The organism is uncultured Schumannella sp. (assembly GCF_905479755.1).
Taxonomy (GTDB): Bacteria; Actinomycetota; Actinomycetes; order Actinomycetales; family Microbacteriaceae; genus DCRR01.
This window is the reverse complement of the sequence record NZ_CAJQNT010000026.1, coordinates 1-19,146: the sequence shown is the minus strand read 5'-3', so window position 1 is coordinate 19,146 and position 19,146 is coordinate 1. Positions and strand designations below refer to the sequence as shown.

General features: G+C 69.7%; 19 protein-coding genes and 1 pseudogene. 14 read left to right on the top strand and 6 right to left on the bottom strand.

From position 1 onward, the window contains the following. The coding region (locus QZ258_RS07670) for a tyrosine recombinase XerC (RefSeq protein WP_363182232.1) at nucleotides 1-1,124 on the top strand (1,124 nt) is incomplete at its 5' end. Nucleotides 1,125-1,205: 81 nt separating this feature from the next. On the opposite strand, the gene QZ258_RS07665 is transcribed toward QZ258_RS07670, so the two are convergent. Continuing rightward, nucleotides 1,206-1,676: a MarR family winged helix-turn-helix transcriptional regulator gene (locus QZ258_RS07665; RefSeq protein WP_294180189.1), complete on the bottom strand. Its 471-nt coding sequence runs from the start codon at nucleotides 1,674-1,676 to the stop codon at nucleotides 1,206-1,208. Nucleotides 1,677-1,736: 60 nt separating this feature from the next. On the opposite strand from QZ258_RS07665, the gene QZ258_RS07660 reads away from it, so the two are divergent. Beyond that, nucleotides 1,737-3,878 (top strand): MMPL family transporter, encoded by a 2,142-nt coding sequence (locus QZ258_RS07660; protein WP_294180188.1) that lies wholly within the window; start codon nucleotides 1,737-1,739, stop codon nucleotides 3,876-3,878. Here QZ258_RS07660 and QZ258_RS07655 read toward each other — a convergent pair. Beyond that, on the bottom strand, nucleotides 3,811-4,278 hold the full coding sequence (locus tag QZ258_RS07655; RefSeq protein WP_294180186.1) for a M23 family metallopeptidase: 468 nt from the start codon (nucleotides 4,276-4,278) through the stop codon (nucleotides 3,811-3,813). The two genes, QZ258_RS07660 and QZ258_RS07655, sit on opposite strands and share 68 nt — an antisense overlap. Before the next feature lie 324 nt (nucleotides 4,279-4,602). Here QZ258_RS07655 and rpsB point away from each other — a divergent pair, with 324 nt between their 5' ends. Together rpsB and tsf are read left to right on the top strand one after the other, a co-directional pair. After that, a complete protein-coding gene (rpsB, locus tag QZ258_RS07650; protein WP_294180184.1) occupies nucleotides 4,603-5,598 on the top strand; it encodes a 30S ribosomal protein S2 in 996 nt (331 codons plus the stop codon). Between the two features lie 93 nt (nucleotides 5,599-5,691). Further along, nucleotides 5,692-6,519, top strand: a complete 828-nt coding sequence (tsf, locus tag QZ258_RS07645; RefSeq protein ID WP_294180183.1) for a translation elongation factor Ts — start codon at nucleotides 5,692-5,694, stop codon at nucleotides 6,517-6,519. Here the strand turns inward: tsf and QZ258_RS07640 are convergent. Continuing rightward, the gene (locus QZ258_RS07640; protein WP_294180181.1) at nucleotides 6,516-7,490 is read right to left on the bottom strand and encodes an IS481 family transposase; all 975 of its coding nucleotides are present in this window, start codon (nucleotides 7,488-7,490) and stop codon (nucleotides 6,516-6,518) included. The genes tsf and QZ258_RS07640 overlap by 4 nt on opposite strands. A gap of 158 nt (nucleotides 7,491-7,648) precedes the next feature. Then, the gene (locus QZ258_RS07635) at nucleotides 7,649-8,662 is read right to left on the bottom strand and encodes a CPBP family intramembrane glutamic endopeptidase (protein WP_294180179.1); all 1,014 of its coding nucleotides are present in this window, start codon (nucleotides 8,660-8,662) and stop codon (nucleotides 7,649-7,651) included. A gap of 146 nt (nucleotides 8,663-8,808) precedes the next feature. Here QZ258_RS07635 and pyrH point away from each other — a divergent pair, with 146 nt between their 5' ends. The 9 genes from pyrH to QZ258_RS07590 all read left to right on the top strand — a co-directional run bounded on the left by pyrH (nucleotide 8,809) and on the right by QZ258_RS07590 (nucleotide 14,791). Continuing rightward, entirely contained in the window at nucleotides 8,809-9,537 is a 729-nt protein-coding gene (pyrH, locus tag QZ258_RS07630; RefSeq protein ID WP_294180177.1) for a UMP kinase, read from the top strand. Next, nucleotides 9,534-9,872, top strand: coding sequence for a hypothetical protein (locus tag QZ258_RS07625; RefSeq protein ID WP_294180176.1), 339 nt, complete (start codon nucleotides 9,534-9,536; stop codon nucleotides 9,870-9,872). The genes pyrH and QZ258_RS07625 overlap by 4 nt, the downstream gene beginning before the upstream one ends. Further along, complete coding sequence (locus QZ258_RS07620; protein WP_294180171.1) at nucleotides 9,865-10,737, top strand: DUF3097 family protein; 873 nt, start codon at nucleotides 9,865-9,867, stop codon at nucleotides 10,735-10,737. Before QZ258_RS07625 ends, QZ258_RS07620 begins: the two co-directional genes overlap by 8 nt. A gap of 67 nt (nucleotides 10,738-10,804) precedes the next feature. Further along, on the top strand, nucleotides 10,805-11,359 hold the full coding sequence (gene frr, locus QZ258_RS07615; protein WP_294180169.1) for a ribosome recycling factor: 555 nt from the start codon (nucleotides 10,805-10,807) through the stop codon (nucleotides 11,357-11,359). Next, nucleotides 11,359-12,405 carry a phosphatidate cytidylyltransferase gene (locus tag QZ258_RS07610; protein ID WP_294180167.1) on the top strand — a complete coding sequence of 349 codons (1,047 nt, stop codon included), beginning with the start codon at nucleotides 11,359-11,361 and terminating at the stop codon, nucleotides 12,403-12,405. The genes frr and QZ258_RS07610 overlap by 1 nt, the downstream gene beginning before the upstream one ends. Before the next feature lie 51 nt (nucleotides 12,406-12,456). Continuing rightward, nucleotides 12,457-13,002 carry a DivIVA domain-containing protein gene (locus tag QZ258_RS07605; protein ID WP_294180165.1) on the top strand — a complete coding sequence of 182 codons (546 nt, stop codon included), beginning with the start codon at nucleotides 12,457-12,459 and terminating at the stop codon, nucleotides 13,000-13,002. 93 nt (nucleotides 13,003-13,095) lie between these two features. Continuing rightward, the gene (locus tag QZ258_RS07600) at nucleotides 13,096-13,713 is read left to right on the top strand and encodes a lytic transglycosylase domain-containing protein (RefSeq protein ID WP_294180163.1); all 618 of its coding nucleotides are present in this window, start codon (nucleotides 13,096-13,098) and stop codon (nucleotides 13,711-13,713) included. Nucleotides 13,714-13,746: 33 nt separating this feature from the next. Continuing rightward, nucleotides 13,747-14,046: a hypothetical protein gene (locus tag QZ258_RS07595; protein WP_294180162.1), complete on the top strand. Its 300-nt coding sequence runs from the start codon at nucleotides 13,747-13,749 to the stop codon at nucleotides 14,044-14,046. Nucleotides 14,047-14,053: 7 nt separating this feature from the next. Further along, the gene (locus tag QZ258_RS07590; RefSeq protein ID WP_294180160.1) at nucleotides 14,054-14,791 is read left to right on the top strand and encodes an alpha/beta hydrolase; all 738 of its coding nucleotides are present in this window, start codon (nucleotides 14,054-14,056) and stop codon (nucleotides 14,789-14,791) included. 31 nt (nucleotides 14,792-14,822) lie between these two features. Here QZ258_RS07590 and QZ258_RS07585 read toward each other — a convergent pair whose 3' ends face one another. Both QZ258_RS07585 and QZ258_RS07580 read right to left on the bottom strand, forming a co-directional pair. After that, on the bottom strand, nucleotides 14,823-15,884 hold the full coding sequence (locus QZ258_RS07585; RefSeq protein WP_294180159.1) for an AI-2E family transporter: 1,062 nt from the start codon (nucleotides 15,882-15,884) through the stop codon (nucleotides 14,823-14,825). A 117-nt stretch (nucleotides 15,885-16,001) separates the two neighbouring features. Then, the gene (locus tag QZ258_RS07580; RefSeq protein WP_294180157.1) at nucleotides 16,002-17,870 is read right to left on the bottom strand and encodes a hypothetical protein; all 1,869 of its coding nucleotides are present in this window, start codon (nucleotides 17,868-17,870) and stop codon (nucleotides 16,002-16,004) included. Nucleotides 17,871-18,181: 311 nt separating this feature from the next. Here QZ258_RS07580 and QZ258_RS07575 point away from each other — a divergent pair. After that, nucleotides 18,182-19,146: pseudogene (locus QZ258_RS07575) on the top strand (hypothetical protein); the annotation flags it as partial.

The following is a 19,146-nucleotide window of genomic DNA, read 5'->3' as shown; positions in this document are numbered from 1 at the left end:
CGTGCCCGCTACCGACGCGTGCCCGCTACCGACGCGTGCCCGCTACCGACGCGTGCCCGCTACCGACGCGTGCCCGCTACCGACGCGTGCCCGCTACCGACGCGTGCCCGCTACCGACGCGTGCCCGCTACCGACGCCGCCGGTCCCGGTCGCGGGTGCGGCACGCGCGGCGTGCCCGCGACGCATCCTCGCCGCGGCGCGCGACGATGGAGCACATGCAGGTGCGCGTCGCGATCGATCGCTTCGCTCGCTCCCTCGAGACCGAGCGAGGTCTCTCCGCGCACACGGTCCGCGGCTATCGCACCGACCTCGTCGAACTCGCCGAGCTCGCCGAGGCCCGCCACGTGACGGAGGTCGCGGGCCTCGACCTCGAACTCCTGCGCGAGTGGCTCTGGCTCTCGGCACAGCGCGGCCTCGCCAACGCAACACTCGCGCGCCGCACGGCCGCGGTCCGTGCCTTCACGACCTGGCTCACCGATCACGGCCACCTCGAGGCGGATCCCGCGGCGCGGCTGCGCGCCCCGCGCCCCGATCGGCATCTGCCTCGCGTGCTCACCCGCGCTCAGATCGACGACCTGTTCTCGGGGCTCGCCGCTCGCGCCGCGACAGGCGACGCCGTCGCGATCCGCGACCTCGCGATCGTGGAACTGCTCTACGCCTCCGCGATCCGGGTGAGCGAACTCGCCTCGCTTCGCCCGGCGTCGCTCGACCCCGCGCGGCGGACCGTGCGCGTCGTCGGCAAGGGCGGCAAGGAACGGGTCGTGCCCTACGGCGGCCCGGCCGCGCGCGCTCTCGACGACTACCTCGCGCGTTCGCGCCCCGAACTGGTGCGGGCCCGCGTCGATCCCGGCGTGCTCTTCGTCGGGGTGCGCGGCGGCGCGATCGCCACCCGTTCGGTCTATCAGGTGATCGCTCGGCTACTCGCCGATCTGCCGGGCACTGGTCCCTCCGGTCCGCACACGCTGCGGCACACGGCGGCAACACACCTGCTCGACGGCGGCGCGGACCTGCGCGCGGTGCAGGAACTGCTCGGCCACTCGAGCCTCTCGACGACGCAGATCTACACGCACGTGTCGACCGAACGCCTCCGCGAGAGCTACCGCCTCGCGCATCCGCGCGCGTAGGGGATGCGCGAGTCGCCCGATGGCGTGGTCCGCGGCGGTCCGCGGCCGCCCGCGGCGACTCGTGGCTCCGGGCCCGATCGCCTAGTCGAACTGCGCGCGGTAGACCTCGAGCACCCGCGCCAGATAGCGCGTGATCGTCTCCTGATCGTCGGGCTCGAACTCGTCGAGCACGCGGTCGATTCCCAGGATCATCGGCATGATCGCCGCCATCGCGCGATCCACCGAGGCGGGGTTGGGAACCACGACCACCCCGCGACGATCGGTCGGATGCGGTTCACGGGTCGCATGGCCGACCGCGACGAGACGATCCACCACCGTCGTGACCGCCGCGGTGGAGATGCCGAGGCGGCGTGCCAGCTCGGTGGGGGAGAGCCGCCCGTGCATGACGAGGTGTTCCATTGCCTGCATGTCGGTGTGGTTCACCTCGAGCTTTTTGCCCACATGCGACTCGAAGTCGGCGCTGACCTCCAAGATCTCCCGCATGTGCGTCGTCGCGTCGCGCACGCCGGCGCGCGGCGCGGCGTCGCGGACGCGAGGTCGGGTGCTTGGCATGATTTGAGTTTATCGCTATGTTGTTCGAATTCCTAGTAATTAGATACTCGAATGAGAGCCATGCACGCCGTCACGCGCTTCATCACCTCCCGTCGCACCTCGTGGATCATCCTTGTCGTCGCGGGTCTTCTCTCCGGCGGGTTGTTCGCCCTGGGGAGCGGCTCCGGGGGCGAGCTCTCTCCGGGGGTCGGGCTCCCCGACTCCGCCGAGTCCGCGCGCACCGCGGCGTTGCAGGACACGCTGTCGGGGGCCGACTCGACGAGCGCCTTGCTGGTCTACTCACGCGACGGCGAAACCCTCGACGAGGCCGACCTGGCCGCGGTCTTCGAGCGCAGCGGCGAACTCGCCGAGCTCGCCAGCGACGGCTTCGTGCCGCCGCCGACGGTGGCGGAGGACGGCACCGCCGCTCTGCTGGTGGTCCCGCTCGATGTCCTCGAGGATGCGGGGGAGCAGGCCGAGCGTGCCGACGAACTGCGCGAGATCGCCAACGCCGACCTCCCGTCCGGGCTCGAGGGGCTCCTCACCGGTCCAGAGGGCTTCGCCGTCGACATCGCGGCCGTCTTCGAGGGCGCCGACTTTACGCTCCTGCTGACGACCGTGATCGTCGTCGCGGTGCTGCTGCTCGTGACCTACCGCAGCCCGTGGTTGTGGCTCGTGCCGCTCGTCGTCGTCGGCACCGCCGATGGACTCGCGGGAATCGTCGCCACCCGCGTCTCGGCGGTCTTCGGGATCGCGCTCGACGCCTCGGTCACCGGAATCCTCTCGGTGCTCGTCTTCGGCGCCGGCACCAACTACGCGCTGTTGCTCATTGCCCGCTACCGCGACGAACTGCGCGTCTTCGAGGACCGCCGTGAGGCGATGGAGCGCGCCCTGCGCGGCGCCGGCCCCGCGATCATCGCCAGCGGCACGACGGTCGTGCTGGCCCTGTTGACGCTCGCCTTCGCCGAACTCGCCGGCAACCGTGCGCTCGGAATCGCCTGCGCGACCGGGGTCGTGATCGCGATGATCTTCGCCACCGTCGTGCTCCCGGCCGCGCTCGTGCAGTTCGGTCGCGGGCTGTTCTGGCCCTACATCCCGCGCGTCGGCAGCGAGGGCAGCATGAACCGCGGCGTGTGGCGCGGGCTCGGCATGCGCGTCGCCCGTCGCCCCGCGGTCGTCGCCACGATCGGAGTACTGCTGCTCGGCGCTCTCGCCCTCGGCGGCACGCAACTGCGCGTCGGGCTCGCCCAGACCGAGCAGTTCACGGCGGTCCCGGAGGCGGTCGTCGGCCAGGAGATCATCGCGGATGCCTTCTCGGCCGGCAGCGGATCCCCCGTCGTCGTGATCTCCGAGGCGGATGCAGCGGAGCGCGTCGCCGAGATCGCCGCGGACACCGACGGAGTCGAATCGGTCGCGATCGGGGAGACCGACGGCACGATCACGCAACTGAGTGTCGTGCTCGACGCCGCGGCCGAGACCCCCGAATCCTTCGCCGCGGTGGAGGCCTTGCGGTCCGCGTTCGCGGAACTGGTCGGCACGAGCGTCGACGGCGGCGAGATCGACGGTGCGGTCGCCCTGGTCGGCGGCCTAGATGCGCAGGCCCTCGACGTCAGCCAGGCGCAGCAGCGCGACCAGGCGCTCGTCATCCCGCTGATTCTGGGTCTCGTGTTCCTGGTGCTCGTGGTTTTGCTGCGCGCGCTCCTCGCCCCGGTGCTGCTGCTCGCGACCGTCGTGGCCTCGTTCTTCGCGAGCCTGGGGGCGAGCTGGCTGCTGTTCGACTCGCTGTTCGGGTTCCCCGCGGTCGATACCAACGTGGTGCTGTTCAGCTTCCTGTTCCTGGTGGCGCTCGGGGTGGATTACAACATCTTCCTCGTGACCAGGGCGCGCGAGGAGGCCTTCGTGCACGGCACCCGCGAGGGCATGATCCGGGCGCTCGCCGCGACCGGTGGCGTGATCACGAGCGCGGGAATCCTGCTCGCAGCGGTGTTCGCCGTGCTCGGGGTGCTGCCGCTCATCACGCTCACGCAGATCGGCATCATCGTCTGCATCGGTGTGCTGCTCGACACGCTGCTCGTGCGCACCGTCATCGTGCCCGCGCTCGCGTTCCTCACGGGCGAACGATTCTGGTGGCCGGGTCGCGCCCTCTCGGGCGAACTCAAGGTGGTGCCCTCGTCGGCAACAACACGGATCGGGGGAGACCCCCGAGGAACAGCAGCGGATTGACGTACTCGCCGCCGAGGCGCGCGCCCAGGTGAAGGCAGGGCTGCGCGCAGTGGCCGGGTTCGAGAGTGCCGACCACCTGCCCGCGTCGCACCTCGTCGCCCGCCGCCACGAGGGCGACGACCGGCTCGAAGCTCGAGATCACGCCATCCGCGTGGCGGATCGAGAGCACGGGTCGGTCGACCACGAACCCGGCGAAGTGCACGACGCCGTCGGCGGGGGCGAGGATTTCGGCCCCGGCCTCCGCGGCGAGGTCGACCCCGCGGTGCCCGGCAGCGTAGGGCGTGGCGGGCGCGAGGTAGGGACGCGCGATCGCGACCGGCTCCGCGACCGGCCAGAGCCACAGCCCGAGGGTCACCACGGCGGCGGACCACCGCCGAACACGGGCCGGGGTGAGGGTCATCTCCCGAGTCTCGCCCGCCGGGACGAGCGCGACGACGCACGCCCGAAGCCTGCGGAGAACGACGCGATCGTACGGCCTGGGGACGCCGAGTCACCAGTGCTACACTCAATCCAGCATCTCGCCTCGGCGAGGTGACTTCGCGTGCCCATCCGCACTGCGCTTCGGCGCGATGCTGGCCGCCGCATCCGTCAGTCCTCACCCCGCATCTCCGGGGCGAGGTGGATGTCTGGCCAGGGCACCAGGGCTCGCCCCAACCGGGTGCGACACACAACTGAGAACCGCAGGCCGCGGCGCGCCGCCGCCTGCCAGAAAAGGAGCACGGCCATGGCCGTCGTTACGATTCGCCAGCTGCTCGACAGCGGCGTTCACTTTGGACACCAGACCCGTCGGTGGAACCCGAAGGTCAAGCGCTTCATCCTGACCGAGCGCAGCGGCATTCACATCATCGACCTGCAGCAGTCGCTCGCCTACATCGACAAGGCGTACGAGTTCGTCAAGGAGACGGTCGCCCACGGCGGCACCGTGCTCTTCGTCGGAACCAAGAAGCAGGCCCAGGAGGCCATCGCCGAGCAGGCGCAGCGCGTGGGCCAGCCCTACGTCAACCAGCGCTGGCTCGGGGGACTGCTCACCAACTTCCAGACGGTGTCGAAGCGCCTCGCGCGCATGAAGGAGCTCGAGGAGCTCGACTTCGACGACACCACCAAGGGGTTCACCAAGAAGGAACTCCTCATCAAGAAGCGCGAGCTCGACAAGCTGCACAAGTCGCTCGGTGGTATCCGCAACCTCACCAAGACGCCGAGCGCGATGTGGGTCGTCGACCCCAAGCGTGAGCACCTCGCAATCGACGAGGCGCGGAAGCTCGGCATCCCCGTCATCGGCATCCTCGACACGAACGCCGACCCGGACGAGCTCGCCTACCCGATTCCGGGCAACGACGACGCCATCCGCTCGGTGGGTCTGCTGACCCGCATCATCGCGGACGCCGCGGCCGAGGGCCTCATCCAGAAGCACCAGAAGCCCGAAGCCGAAGGCAACGTCTCGGCCGTCGAGCCGCTCGCCGAGTGGGAGCGCGAGCTCCTCGAGGCAGGCAAGGCCGAGGAAGCCAAGGCCGAGGAAGCCAAGGCTGAGGAGCCCAAGGCTGAGGAGCCCGCCGAGGCGAAGGCCGAGGAGCCCCAGGCTGACAAGGCGAAGGCCGACGAGCCCGCGGCCGAGGAAGCCAAGGCCGAGGAGCCCGCCGAAAAGCCGGCCGCCAAGAAGGCTCCGGCCAAGAAGGCCGCCGCGAAGACCGAGGCCGAGCCGGCCGAGGCCGCCGCCGAGTAATTCTGCGAGCCGGGCGGGGGAGACCCCGCTCGGCCACCGCGGCGTTTCCCCGCCGTTCACCCGTTTCACATTCAAGCCAGTTAGGAAGCATCCATGGCCAACTTCAGCCTGGAAGACGTCAAGGCCCTGCGCGAGCGCCTGGGCACCGGAATGGTCGACACCAAGAACGCTCTCGTCGAGGCCGATGGTGACATCGAGAAGGCCGTCGAGATCCTGCGACTCAAGGGTGCGAAGGGCAACGCGAAGCGTGCCGACCGCTCCACGAGCGAGGGCCTCATCGCGGTCGTCGAGTCGGCCACGGCCGTCACGATGATCGAGCTCGCCTGCGAGACCGACTTCGTCGCCAAGAACGAGAAGTTCATCGCCCTCGCCGAGAAGGTCGTCGCCTCGCTCGCCGATTCCGGCGCCGAGACGGTGGATGCCGCTCTCGCCGTGACCGTCGACGGCGGCACCATCGGGTCGCTCATCGAAGACCAGGCCGCCACCATCGGCGAGAAGGTCGAGCTGCGCCAGGTTTCGCGCATCGCGGGCGAGAAGTTCGCGGTGTACCTGCACCGCACCAGCAAGGACCTGCCGCCGCAGATCGGTGTCGTCGTCGCCTACACGGGTGATGACGCCGAGACCGCCCGCAGTATCGCTCAGCACATCTCCTTCGCCGCGCCGGTCTACCTGTCGCGTGAGGACGTGCCCGAGGCCGAGGTCGCGAACGAGCGCCGCATCGTCGAGCAGATCAGCCGCGAGGAGGGCAAGCCGGAGGCCGCCCTCCCGAAGATCGTCGAGGGTCGCCTCGGTGCTTTCTTCAAGCAGGTGTCGCTGCTCGAGCAGGACTACGCGCGCGACAACAAGCTGTCGATCAGCAAGGTCCTCGCCGACGCGGGCCTGACCGTGACGGGCTTCGCTCGTTTCAAGGTCGGCGCCTAGTTGTACTGACCTCGACCGTTGTTGATTCGGTCGATGGGGGTCTTGCCTCCGATGCCGAGGTGGCGCCTGTCTAGGTTGTAGTAGTCGATCCAGGCCGTCAATCCGGCAGCGCGGGCGTCGTTGGATGTCCAGGGGCGGGCGTAGGCCCATTCGGTTGCGAGGGTGCGGTTCAGGCGTTCGACTTTCCCGTTCGTCCAGGGGCAGTGCGGGCGGATGAACTTCTGGTTGATGCCGTGCGCGTCGATCACGTGCCTGAAGGCTGCCGAGTGCCGGTAGGCGAACGCGTTGTCACTGATGACGCGTTCGACCCTGACCCCGAGCGTCGCGTAGAAGCCGATGGCCCGCTCAAGGACGCCGGCCGCTGTCGCGCCTTTCTCGTCGCCGTGGATCTCCGCGTAAGCGACCCTGGAGTGGTCGTCGATGACGGTGTGGACGTAGTCGTATCCCGAGCCCGGCTTGCGGTTCGGGCGTTCGCCGCGACCGTGCAGACGCCACCCGCCGCCGTCTGGGATACGACCGAGTTTCTTCACATCGATGTGGATCAAAGATCCGGGGTGGTCGTGTTCGTAACGTTGAGCCGAGCGGCGGGTCGCGCGGATCACCGTGCCGGTGACAGGGTCCAGCTCCCGCAGCAGCGGCACCTGATGACGGCGCAGCACACGCCCCACGGTCGAAGCCTGCAGGCCGAGCTTGTCGGCGATGAATACCGGGCCGCGGCGGGTCAGGTGCCGCATGATCCGCACCCGCGTCTCCACGCACCCCGCCGTCCGGCGAGGGTGCAAGCGGGCAACGCTCGAGCGATCGACGAGGCCAGCAGGACCGTGTTCGCGGAACCGTCGCCACCACCGCCACGCGGTCGTGCGCGAGATGCCCATCTCCGCCGCAACATGCGCAACGGCACGCCCCGATCCGATGCGCTGGACCATGATCAACCTGCCAGCCGGCGTCAGCCGGGCATTAGCGTGAGACAAGAGAGACCTCCGTGGACTCGAGGGAACCTAGACAGCTCCAACTCGACCCCGGAGGTCTCTCCTACGTCAACAACGATCCGGGTCAGTACACCTAGTCACACCGTCTCAGCCCAACGCCCCGCGAGTCTCCGGATCCGCGGGGCGTTCGGCGTTGTCGGCTAGTTCGAGGGGGGCGTCGGGTCGGGCTCGCTCGGTGTGACGCCGCCTGGCGCGACTGTGCTCGACGTGGCGTGTGTCACGGGCGCGACCGTCCCCGGCGCGACCGTGCCCGGCGCGACCGTGCCCGGCGCGCGGCGGAACTGCCCGGTGGCGATGAGTACGGCCACGAGGATCGCCGGGAGAATCCACCCCGACCAGCCGAGGATGGTGGCCTGGATGGTGTCGACGACGTCGCCGGCGGCTCCGACGAGGAGGGAGAGGCCGGCCGCGGCGTTGAAGGCGCCGTGCGCAAGCGCGGCGGGCCAGACCGAGCCGGAGCGGACCCGCAGCCAGCCGAACACGCCGCCGACGACGATGCACATGCCGCACATGGCGAGCACGCCGAGCCAGCCGGGCGCCGTCGGGTAGTTGTAGCCGAGCAGGATGAGCGGGGCGTGCCAAAGGCCCCAGATCACGCCCGAGATGAGGACGGCGGGTGCGGCGCCGAGCGGCATGAGCCGGGGGAGCAGCCAGCCGCGCCAGCCGAGCTCTTCGCCGAGCGTGGGAATCGTGTTGATGAGCGCCGCGGGCACGATCGACACCGCTTGCACAAGCACGAGCAGTTCGAACGGCATCGGCAGTGGACTGGCATCGGCAATCAGGGGCTCGAGGTACGCGCGAAAGCCGGAGAATTCGACGAGGTCGGCGCGGTAGAGCCCGAACGCGGCACTCGTCAGCAGGGCCGCGACGATCATGACGATCGACAGCGCGAGGCCGAGCACGAGAAACCCGACGAAGCGCCGCCCCGGGCCGGGGGGCCGGAGTCCGAGCGCGGTGCGCCAGTCGGGCTCGCGGTCAACGACGCGGACGACGAGGAGCGCCGCCAGGGCGGGGGTCGTCATCATCGCCACTGCGAACACCGAGAACCAGGGGTTCTCGAGGCCACCGGTGAACCAGAGCGGGAGGGCGACGAGCCAGGCGCCGCCGAGGGCGAGGAGCACAAAGACGGCGATCGAACGGAGGGGGTGACGCATGGATCTTCCTCACGGGACAAGTAATTGTTCTAGTGAAACTATAACTAATCACCCGCCGGAAGGCGAGGCCCGTGGTGCGGTGCGCCGAGATGCCGCCGAGCGCAGGTATTCTGAAACGGCACCCCCCACACTCTTGAGGAAGTCCCATGTCGAATCGCCGCCGTGTCCTGCTCAAGCTCTCCGGTGAAGCGTTCGGCGGTGGTCAGCTCGGGGTCAATCCCGACATCGTGAGCGCCATCGCGCGCGAGATCGCGGTGGCAGCGCCTCAAGCTGAAGACGATCCCGACGGTGTCGAGGTCGCGGTCGTCGTCGGCGGTGGCAACTTCTTCCGCGGCGCCGAACTCAGCCAGCGCGGCATGGATCGCGGGCGTGCCGACTACATGGGAATGCTCGGCACCGTGATGAACGCGCTCGCGCTGCAAGACTTCCTCGAACAGGCCGGTGCGCAGGTCCGCGTTCAGTCGGCGATCGCCATGACCCAGGTCGCCGAGCCCTACATTCCCTTGCGCGCCGAGCGTCACCTCGAGAAGGGGCGCATCGTGATCTTCGGCGCGGGCGCCGGCCTGCCCTACTTCTCGACCGACACCGTGAGCGCCCAGCGTGCGCTCGAGATCGGCGCCGACGCGGTGCTCGTGGCCAAGAACGGGGTCGATGGCGTCTACACCGCCGACCCGCGCACCAACCCGGATGCCGTGCGCCTCGATGAGATCAGCTACCAGGAGGCGCTCGTACAGGGCCTCAAGGTCGTCGACTCCACCGCCTTCAGCCTCTGCATGGACAACGGAATGCCGATGCGCGTGTTCGGGATGGAGCCCGCGGGCAATGTCACCCGCGTGCTCCAGGGCGAGCACATCGGCACGCTCGTTCGCCCATGACCGAGCCGCGCGCGCGCCGCGTCTGGGACCTCGCGCTTTCGATCCTGCTGCTCATCCTCACCGCCGTCGTCGGCCTGTTCGGGGCGGTGCTGGCGACGGTGACGTTCGCCACACTCGGCACCTGTGTCGGCGGCTGCTCGCTCGACGGGGCCACGAGCGCCCTGTTTCTGGCCGGAACCGCCGCCGTCCTCGTCGTGGCGGCGGGCGTCATCGGCACGGTGGTGAATCTCGTCCGGCGGCGACGCGCCTGGTGGGTGGCGCTCCTCACCCTCGCCGGGGTCGTCGTCGTCTGGGTGGCCGGCTTCGCGTTCTACGGCGTCGCGGTCAGTGGCTGAGTTCGACCCCTACGGCGCGGATGTGCTGGCCGGCGATTGGCGTGCCCGCAGCCGGGTGAGCGTGCCGCGCGTCGCTGCCGAGCGCGGGCTTGTGGTGGAGATCGCCCCCGAGATCGACCCCGGCGGGTGGGTCGGGGAGATCGTCGGATTCGAGAAGGGCCGCATCGCGCTCGAGGACCGCGCGGGCCGGGTGCGCTGGTTCCCGCTCGGTGGCGGATACCTGATCGAGGGCGAAGCGGTGGTGCTGGATCCGCCGGTTGCCGCGCCGCGCGCCGCCGCACGCACGGCGTCGGGCGCTCGCGTGCTCGAGCCGCAGAATCCGAACGCCGCCCGCCGCGCCCGCGTCGCGCGGGCCAGCCGCATCCTCGTCGAGGGGCGTCACGACGCCGAGCTCGTCGAAAAGGTGTGGGGAAGCGACCTGCGCGCCGAGGGCGTCGTTGTCGAATACCTCGGCGGCATCGACGACCTCGCGGCCGTCATCGCCGAGCGACACCCCGCCCCCGGCGCCCGGCTCGGGGTGCTCGTCGACCACCTGGTTCCCGGGTCGAAGGAGAGCCGGATCGCCGAGACGATCCGGCACCCTCAGGTGCTCATCGTGGGGCACCCCTTCGTCGACGTCTGGCAGTCGATCCGGCCCGAGCGTCTGGGGCTCGAGCGCTGGCCCGAGATTCCCCGACACGTCGAGTGGAAGCACGGGATCTGCCAGGCGCTCGGCTGGCCGCACGCCGATCAGGCCGACATCGCCGCGGCGTGGCAGCGCATCCTGGGTTCGGTGCGCAGCTACGTCGACCTCGAACCGAGCCTTCTCGGCCGCGTGGAGGAGCTCATCGATTTCGTCACATCGCCGGACGTCGCCGCTTCGTAGGTGCCCCCGCCGCGCGCCCGACTAAGCTGGACCTTGGCCGAAACGGTCGTCGTTGAAGGAGTGTGCCGTGATTACAGACGTTCTCGCCGAGGCCAAGGAGAAGATGCACTCGGCCGTGGAGTACGCGAAGAATGACTTCGCGACCGTGCGCACGGGGCGCGCCAACCCCGCGCTGTTCGAGAAGATCATGGTCGAGTACTACGGCACGCCCACGCCGTTGCAGCAGCTCGCGAGCCTGCAGAACCCCGAAGCCCGCACGCTCCTGATCACGCCGTACGACAAGACGGCGCTCAAGGAGATCGAGAAGGCGATCGTCAACTTCCCGAACCTCGGGGCGAACCCCTCGAACGACGGCACGATCATCCGCGTGACCATGCCCGAGCTCACCGAGGACCGCCGCAAGGAGTACGTCAAGATCGTGCGTACCAAGGGCGAAGACGCCAAGATCGCGATCCGCAACGTGCGCCGCAAGGCGAAGGATGACCTGGATGCGCTCAACGGCGAGGTCAGCGAAGACGACATCGCACGCGGCGAGAAAGAACTCGACGCGCTGACCAAGGCGAACGTCGACGCCGTCGACGAGGCGCTCAAGCGCAAGGAAGCCGAGCTTCTCGAGGTCTGATGACGCCGCACTCCGATGACGAGCCGGCGGCAGAGCCTGGCACCGCCGAGCCTCACCACGCGCGCCGGCACGGTTCTCCGCTGAGCGAATTCGAGGAGCGCGCCCACGCCGCGCGCCTCGACATCGAGGAGCGGGCCACGGCGGCACGCGCCGATATCGAGGAGCAGCTGCGCCACACTCGCGCGCAATTCGACGCCACCAACGAGAAGATCCAGGCGCGCACCGGCCGGAATCTGCTGGCGGCGATCGGCATCGGCATCCTGCTCGGCGGGGCGTTCTTGGCGAGCCTGATCGTGGTCAAGTGGCTGTTCATCCTGTTCGGCGCCGCGCTCATCGCGTTCACGACGCTGGAACTCGCCCAGGCGCTCCGTCAGGCCGGCCGGACGATTCCGCGCATCGTCTCGGCGATCGTCGGCGTCGCAATCGCGCCGATCGCGTTCTTCTTCGGCATTGAGGCGCTCTGGATCTCGCTCGTCGTCGCAATCGCCGTGGTTTCGCTGTGGCGTCTCGCCGAGCAGGTCATTCTGCCCTCGCACCGCGCCCCCGCACGCGCGGTGCTGCTCGATCTCGGGGCGGGCGCGCTGATCCAGATCTACGTCTCGCTCATGGCCGGGTTCTACCTCGTGGTCACCGGCAGCGAGGGCGGCGAATGGTGGACGCTCGCGGCGATCATCATCGTCGTCTCCACCGACGTGGGCGCCTACGCCGCCGGCCTCAGCTTCGGCAAGCACAAGCTGGCCCCGTCGATCAGCCCCGGCAAGACCTGGGAGGGCTTCGCGGGCGCGGTGGCGGCGGCACTGCTCGCCGGTGGGCTGCTCGGCGTGCTGATGCTCGGACAGCCCTGGTGGGTCGGTCTCGCGCTCGGCGCGGTCCTCGTGGTCGTCGCGACGATGGGTGACCTCACGGAGTCGATGATCAAGCGCGACCTTGGCGTCAAAGACATCTCCAGCTGGCTCCCCGGGCACGGCGGGTTCCTCGACCGTCTCGACTCGATCCTGCCGTCGGCGATCGTCATGTACGCGTTCTTCCTGGTCTTCGCCGGCTGACCCGGCCCCGTCTCGACCGGAAGCCCAGCCAGGTCCCGTTAGAATCGCGGCGTGAGTACGACGTTCCCGCGCACCCGAGGCTCCCAGCGGGGCTACGACATTGATGAGGTCGAGGACTTCCTCGAGGATGCGCACCGCGCCTTCACGGGCGAGGCGAGTTCGACGGTGATCACCTCGGAGCTCGTGCGGCGTGTGGCGTTCACGATGCGCCGCGGCGGTTACCAGCCGGACGCGGTCGACGCCGCACTCGAGCGCTTGGAGGACGTCTTCGCCGAGCGCGAGCGCGAGCAGGCGCTGGCCGAGCGATCCGAGGAGTGGTACGCCGACGCGCGCGCCTCGGCGCAGGTGATTCTCGACCGTCTCGTGCGCCCGCGCGGGCAGCGCTTCCGTCGCGTGGGGGCGCTGACGGGCGGGTACTCGGTGCGGGAGGTCGACGCCTTGAGCGACCGCATCACGAGCTACTTTCAAGAAGGCACCCCGATCGAGCTCGAGCAGTTGCGCACGGTCGCGTTCTCGGCTCAGCGCGGCGGCTACCTCGAGCCGCAGGTCGATCTGCTGATCGACCGCGTCACGCAGGTCATGCTCGCGGTGCGCTGAGCGAAGTCCCTGTCGCGCGCGTCGCTGTTCCCCGAACGGGGGACTCGCGAGTCTCCCCGGACTCCCAGGGGTCGTCAGTAGACTGACGGAACTGTGAGCGGGTACCGGCGACGAGGTGTGGCGGCTCGTCTGCACCCTCCGGTGCCGACGCCGGAGCGGCATGCCCGCTCGGCGCGATCGCTCCCGGTTTTCGCCGCGCTGGTCTCGCTCGCCTTCGTCTCCGTCGCGGGCGTTCCGCACGCGAGCAGCCAGAGCACCGCCGCGACCGCCTCGACGACCGTCGCCGCTCCCGTGCAGGAATTCGTGGTGGAGGATGCGGTGGAGTCCCGAGTCGAGCGCGACGGCTACGACGTGACGGACCCGCCGCCGCCCGCGGCCGCGACGGCGCCGACCGCCGGCACCCCGGATCCGGGAAGCGCGCAGGCGATCGCCTACGAGATGGTGCTCGCCCGCGGGTGGGGAGACAGCGAGTTCTCGTGTCTCGTCGCGCTGTGGACGCGGGAGTCGAATTGGAACGTCTACGCCGAGAATCCGACGAGCGGCGCCTACGGCATCCCGCAGTCCCTGCCCGGCAGCAAGATGGCGACGGCGGGGGCGGACTGGCAGACGAGCGCCGCCACCCAGATCACCTGGGGACTCGGCTACATCGCGGGGCGCTACGGAACGCCGTGCGCCGCGTGGGAGTCGAGCGAGACGCGCGGCTGGTACTGAGCGGGTCGACAAGACCTCTTCTACACTCGAGGCATGGGCCGTTCCTCTCGTTCGCGTGCGCGCCGGCGCGAGGTCGAACCGGAACCGCTCGATCTGGAGCGCATCCTCGCCGGGTCCCGGCGTGTCGAGGCCAAACGCGACGGAAGCTGGAACGTCCAGCCGCAGGCGGCGGGCGCCGCGGTAAAGAGCTATGTGTGCCCAGGCTGCAGCCTCGAGATCGCTCCCGGGACCGCACATCTGGTCGCCTGGCGCGCCGACGGGCTCTTCGGCGAGGCGGACGATTTGAGTGCGCGCCGCCACTGGCATTCGCACTGTTGGAAGACCCGAAGCTGAGGACCCCGTGACCGAGCAGACCCCGATTCGCATCTCGTCGAGCGTTGAACTTCCCGCCCGCCGCGAAGACATCGAGCTTCACACCCCCGACGGGTTGACGCTCGTCGGCGAACTTTCGCTCCCCGAGACTCACCCCCCGGTCGCGACGCTCGTGTTCTTGCACCCGCTGCCGACCGCGGGCGGGTTCATGGATTCGCACATCATCCGCAAGGCGGCCGCGCGACTGCCTGCGCTGGCGGACCTCGCGGTGCTGCGGTTCAATTTTCGCGGCGTCTCTTCGCCCCGCGGCACCTCGGAGGGCAGTTTCGGCGACGGCATTGCCGAGGCCGAAGATTTGGCTGCCGCGATGGCGTTCGTCGCCGAGCGCGGACTGCCCGCGCCGTGGCTCGTCGGCTGGTCGTTCGGCACCGAGGTCGCGCTCAAGCACGGACTCGAGCACCCGATCGCCGGAGCGATCCTGCTTTCGCCGCCGCTGCGCCGCACGTCGAGCGACGAACTCGCCGCCTGGGCGGGGCGGGGCGTTCCCCTTGTCGCCGTCGTGCCGGAGTTCGATGACTTCTTGCGTCCCGCCGAGGCCCGCGAGCAGTTCGCGGTCGTTCCGGAGGTGGACTTCGTCGCGGTGGAGGAGGGCAAGCACCTCTGGGTGGGGGAGAAGCAGACCGTGCGTGTGCTGAGCGAGATCCTGCAGCGCGTCAACCCGCAGGCGCTGCCGCTGCCCTCGGAGTGGACTCCGCCCGCCTCCTAGGCGCAACGACAGTCTCGCGGGAGGGCGCGCCCTACAGCTCGTTTTGGCGCGGCACGATGACCTGCTTCACGATGAGCAGGATCGAGGCGGCGACCGGAATCGCGATGAGCGCCCCGAGGATGCCGAGAAGCGTTCCGCCGGCGAGAGCGGCGACGACCACCACGGCGCCGGGGATCTTGACCGCGCGGTTCATGATGTTCGGGCTCAGCACGTAGGCCTCGACCTGCATGTAGACGAGGTACCAGATCCCGACCACGATGACGGCGGGGACGTCGTTGAACAGCCACACCGCGAGCGTGATGATCACGGATCCCGAGATCGTGCCGACGAGGGGCACGAGTGAGAACAGGAACGCGATGAAGGCGAGCAGCGCGGAGTACTGGATCGGGGTGCCGAGAATCAGCCCGAGCACGCTCAAGAAGATGAAGGTGAGCACGCCGTTCGACAGACCGAGGAGCGCCTGCCCGATCACGAATCGTCCGACCGACTTTGAGATCTGCTCCGCCAGATCGATGAAGCGCTCGCGCTTCGAGGCGGGGACGAGCTGGTACAGGCCGCGCTTGATGCTCGCCAGCGACGCGACGAAGTAGAGCGTGAGGATCAAGACGATCAGGACGCCGAAGGCGCCGGTCGCGATCCCGATCGCCGTGTTCAGCACACCGCCGGTGATCGCCCCGATGTTCTTGGTGAAGAAGTCCTCCACGTTGGCGACGACATCGTCGAAGGCGAGCCAGGGCAGGGTCTGGGCCCACCAGTCCTGGATGACCTGCGTGTCCTGCACGGTGGTGACGATGTCGGGAATCGACTCGATCAGGTTGTTCACCTGTTCGACGATCACCGGGATGATGGCGAGCACGAGGCCGGCGACGACGGCGAGCACGCCGATGAGCACGATGAGGATCGCGATCGGACGCGAGACCTTGTGCCGCTGTAGCCAGGAGACCGCGGGGTCGATTCCGAGCGCCAAGAAGATCGCGGCACCGACGTAGGTCAGGATGGTCGCGAGGTTGGCCACCGAGGCGCCGATGAGGAGTGCGACCAGGACGCCGAGTCCGCCGACGAGTCCGACACGGAACGCGTTATGGATTTTCACCGGGGGTGACCTTTCGACGTGACCTGAAACGCGGTGCCGGGGTCACGCTTGCGTGACGTCACCCCGGACCGCCGAAACCGTTGAGCGAAGAGTAGCGAACTTGAGGGACGCGCCGGGTCAGGCGCTGTGCTCGTGTTCGGAGATTCCCGCGGTCTCCCCGTCGTCGATCGGGTCGTCGTCGCGTTCGGTCGGGAAGTCGCTGTTCTCCTGAGCGACCGGCGCCGAGGTCGCCAGAACGCCGCGGAGCCCTTCGACGTAACTCGCGATCGACTCGCGTTCGAGCCGCAACTGGTCGAGTCGCTTCTCGGCATCGCCGACGAGTTCGGCGGCGCGGGACTCGGCATCGGCGACCAGGGCGGCGGCGCGCTTCTCCGCGTTCTCGAGCACCTCGGCGGCCTGGCGGCGGGCGCGTTCGCCGGCGTCGGCGGCGGCGGCCTTGGCGCTGGACTCGAGGGCGTCGGCCTCGGCCCGCTTCTCGGCGGCGCGCTGGGTGGCCTCCGTCAGCTGCGCCTGGGCCTCGTCGAGGTAGCGCTGCGTCGCGGCGGCCGCCTCCTGATGCTTCTGCTGGTACTCCTTCTCGGCGGCATCCCGGCGAGCGGTGAGCTCCACCTCGAGGTCGGCGCGGGCTTGCTCCGCCGTCGTGACGAGGGTCGAGGCGAGCGCTTGCGTGTCGTGGGCGATGCGGGCGCGCGTGGACTCGATTTCCTGGGTCAACTCGGCGCGCTGGGCCGCGAGCTCGCGGGCCAGGTCGGTGCGCTGCTTCTCGACCTCGGCGGCGAGCGTCGCGCGCTGCTGGGCGAGCTCGTTCTCGGTCGCCGCGCGGAGCCCGGAGAGTTCGGCCGCGAGCGATTCGCGCGCTCCGCGAGCTTCGGACTCCCACGCCGCGCGGGCCCCGGCCAGCTCCGCCTCCTGGGCGGCGCGTGCCGCCTCGAGCTCGGTGGCGAGCGAGGTGCGGGCGGTTTCGAGTTCGCTCTCGAGCTCGGCCCGTCGCGTCGTGATCTCGTTCTCGAGTTCGGCGCGTCGCGACGTCACCTCGTGCTCGAGTTCGCCGCGCGCAGTCGACAGCTCCGCCGCCAGACGGGCGCGGGTGGCGGCGGTGTTCGCCTCGAGTTCGGCGGCGGCCTTCTGCGACGCCGCGGCCAGTTCGGCGCGGCTCTGCTCGGTCTCGGCGGCGAGTGCGGCATTGGCCGCCTCGGTGTCGGCGTCGAGGGCGGCGCGGGCCTGCGCCATGTCGCGCTCGAGGTTCGTGCGCGCCTCCTCCAGCTCGCGTTCCAGATCTTCGCGGCGGCGGACGCTTTCGGCCTCGAATTCGGCCCGCCCGCGTTCCGTGTCGCGGGCGAGCGCGGCCGCGGCCTCGCGGGCTTCGGCCACCTCGCGCTGGGCAACGACCTTCAGTTCGGCGATCTCGCGCTCGCCCTCGGCGCGCAGCGCCGCGGCGTCGCGCTTGGCGGCGGCCCGGGCTTCGGCGGTCTCGGTCGCGACGGCGCCGCGCGTGGCGGCTGCCTCGCGCAGCGCATCCTGGATCGTGGTTTCGGCTTCGGCGGCCGCGCGCTCGGCGGTGCCGGTCGCTTCCGCGCGCGCGGTCTCGATGAGCTGCGCGGCGTCGGTCCGGGCATTCTCGACCAGGCGCTCGGCCTCTTCGGCGGCCGCGGCGCGCGCGGCGCGCACCTCGTCGGCGGCCGTGGTGCGCAGGCGTTCGACATCGATGTCGGCCTGGGCGATCAGGCGCGTCGCCTGCTCCTCGGCGACGCGAAGCGTGCTCTCCAGACGCGTGCCGAGGCCCGCGTAGGTCGGGCGACCCACCTCATCCAGCTCGGCCTGCAGGTCGTCGGTCACCGCCTGCAGTCGCTTGACGTCCTTGCTGAGGTCCGTCTTGGACTGGTTGGCCTTGATCAGGTCACGTCGGAGTTCTCCGAGAACCCGGTCGACCTCGTCTTTTTTGTAGCCTCGGAGTTCGGTGCCGAATCCCGCGTCGTCTACCGCCACTGCGCTTGCTCCTCGGTTCGTATGGATCCCCGCTCGCGCGCTCGGTCGCGAACGGGTGTGTCAGGGAATAGGTGCCCCAGGAGGGGAAGAGTGCTCCCGAGTCTAGGGCGTGCCGCTCGCCTGTGCACCGCCGGATCAGGCTGGCGCGTGCGGGGTTCTCTCGGAATTCGTCCAGCTTCTCCGGGGTTCGCAGGAACGCCGTCGGCTACGCTGAAATGTCTTGTCCGCAGTCTCGCGCCACGGATTTCGTGTCTGGATCACGAAGTCCCACCCGGCGGCGCGAGGTCACCGCGGCCTGAGAGGAGTCCTCCGTGCGTTTCGTGTTGGCGATCGTTCTGTTCGTCGTCGCCTTCGTCGGCATCGGCCTGGGGATCGCTCAGCGTACCGTCCTGGCCGGCCCCGACCATGTCACCGTGGAGACGACGACCAGCGGCACGGCGCCTGTGACCGTGATCGACGGCTCCATTCTCAACGCCCTTCCCGGCACGCAGACCATCGAGGCCTCTGGGAGCGAGACGGTGTTCCTCGCCTACGGGCGCACCGCCGATGTTCTCGCCTGGGTGGGCGAGGCCTCCTTCAACCGTCTGGAGTGGGACACCGAGACGCAGACGCTCGAGTCGAACGCCGTGTCGGGGATCGAGACGGTCGTTCCGGCGCCCTCCGGATCCGACCTCTGGGTGCAGGAGTTCAGCGGGGTCGAGGAGCTCACGCGCAAAATCAACGTGCCGGCGGATGCCTCGATTCTGATCGTCGCCGACGGCGAGACGCCGGCCCCGAGTTCGATCTCGATCACCTGGCCGCTCGACAACAGCGCGCCCTGGTCCGGACCCCTGATCGTCGGGGGCGGGCTCGCCCTGCTGGCGGGGCTCGCCGCATTCGTCTGGGCGCTGCTTCACGCCCGGCGCGCGCGCGGACCGCGACGCAAGCAGCCGAAGCTCCCCAAGCCCCCGAAGCCGCCGCAGCTGCGGCCGGCGAAGCAGCGCAAGGCGATCGAGGCCGCACCCGAACGCGGTCGTCGGCGACTGTTCGCCGCCACGAGTATCGCGGTCGTCGCCGGTCTTTCGCTCGGCGGGTGCACGTTCTCGGGGACTCCCGAGCTGTTCCCGGTCGAGACGCCCACCGCGAGCCCCACACCGGGCGCTGCGGGAACGGAAGATCTTCCGGCCCCCGCGGTGACGCGGCCCCAGCTGGAGCGCATCATGGAGCGCATCGAGACCGCGGTCGCGGAGGCGGACGCTGGCAGGGATGCCGAGATCGCCGAGACGCGCCTCGCGGG